At 38.4% G+C, this 982-nt stretch carries 2 protein-coding genes and 1 pseudogene; all 3 read right to left on the reverse strand.

Annotated elements, in window-relative coordinates; all coding sequences use genetic code 11:
* On the reverse strand, window positions 1-197 hold a 197-nt coding region (locus ACNART_RS17810), incomplete at its 3' end, for a DUF6950 family protein (RefSeq protein WP_416303677.1).
* A gap of 35 nt (window positions 198-232) precedes the next feature.
* A complete protein-coding gene (locus ACNART_RS17815) occupies window positions 233-781 on the reverse strand; it encodes an Ail/Lom family outer membrane beta-barrel protein (RefSeq protein ID WP_049206484.1) in 549 nt (182 codons plus the stop codon).
* Between the two features lie 18 nt (window positions 782-799).
* Window positions 800-982: pseudogene (locus ACNART_RS17820) on the reverse strand (hypothetical protein); the annotation flags it as partial.

Below are 982 nucleotides of genomic sequence, written 5' to 3' on the forward strand. Positions count from 1 at the left end.
GTTTTATAGTGATTGAGATAAGGCTTTATTGGCGAGAAACCACATTGTGCGTCAATACATTCCGAGGCAAAAATACAACAATCAAATTCACCCCATGAAAAAGGGCGACTCATCGCCGCCCTGATGGTTTCAGGTAATTTAAGTGTCCAGTTAGGTTGTTTCATTATCAAAATGCCTAAAAACAAAAAAGCCGGCATAATGCCGACTTTTATATTCTCTGTTTATCTTTTAACTAAAAACGATAGCCAAGACCAAGCATCCATGTGCCCACTTTAACATCATCTAATTTAGTGTATTCGTAAGAAGCATCAATCGCGATATTAGGATGGGGGTTAAATTGAAGACCCGCACCATAAGCGAACGCAGATTTACTTTGACTTTCTTTCTCATGATAACCGAAGCCTTTTAATTCTACTTCGGCTTTACCGTGAGCAACCCCCAATAAACCATAGGCACTAACATAATCATTAAAACGATAAACAGGCCCAGCAGTGAATGAATAATAGTCCAAATCTGCAGTTCCAACAGATTGAGAACCGAAACGATAATCATACCCTTGATGCGTATATGCAAAAGAGCCAATCATTCCCCACTGATTATCGAATTCATAACGATATTTGACGTTAAAGCCTTTAGGATTTTCTTTTAGTTTATCGCCATCTGCTTTGACATGACTTTGTGCATAACCTAATGAAAGTGTATTTTCACCTACGGCTTGTGCATTTGCCGCACATAGCGATAGACTGGTCATAACTAAAGTAACTAAAAGTTTTTTACTCATTTTGTTTCTTCCAATCAATTATTTATAAATAAATGATGGTGCATCTTTCTTGCTGCCCCAATAAATGGCCCGTTCAGCCATTTGAGCAACATAACGAAAGATACGATCCCCTTGCCTTCTTGATGACCACGACTCATCAGTAAACCGATCAGGCAAACCAATTGACCATCGCTCAAATCGATTTGAGATATTAACACATAC

Source organism: Proteus sp. LHD240705, assembly GCF_047921555.1.
Lineage (GTDB): Bacteria > Pseudomonadota > Gammaproteobacteria > Enterobacterales > Enterobacteriaceae > Proteus.

Bases quoted from the DNA above. Each gene is read 5' to 3' on its own strand.
- ACNART_RS17815 (WP_049206484.1), bottom strand. From the start codon at position 781: ATGAGTAAAAAACTTTTAGTTACTTTAGTTATGACCAGTCTATCGCTA.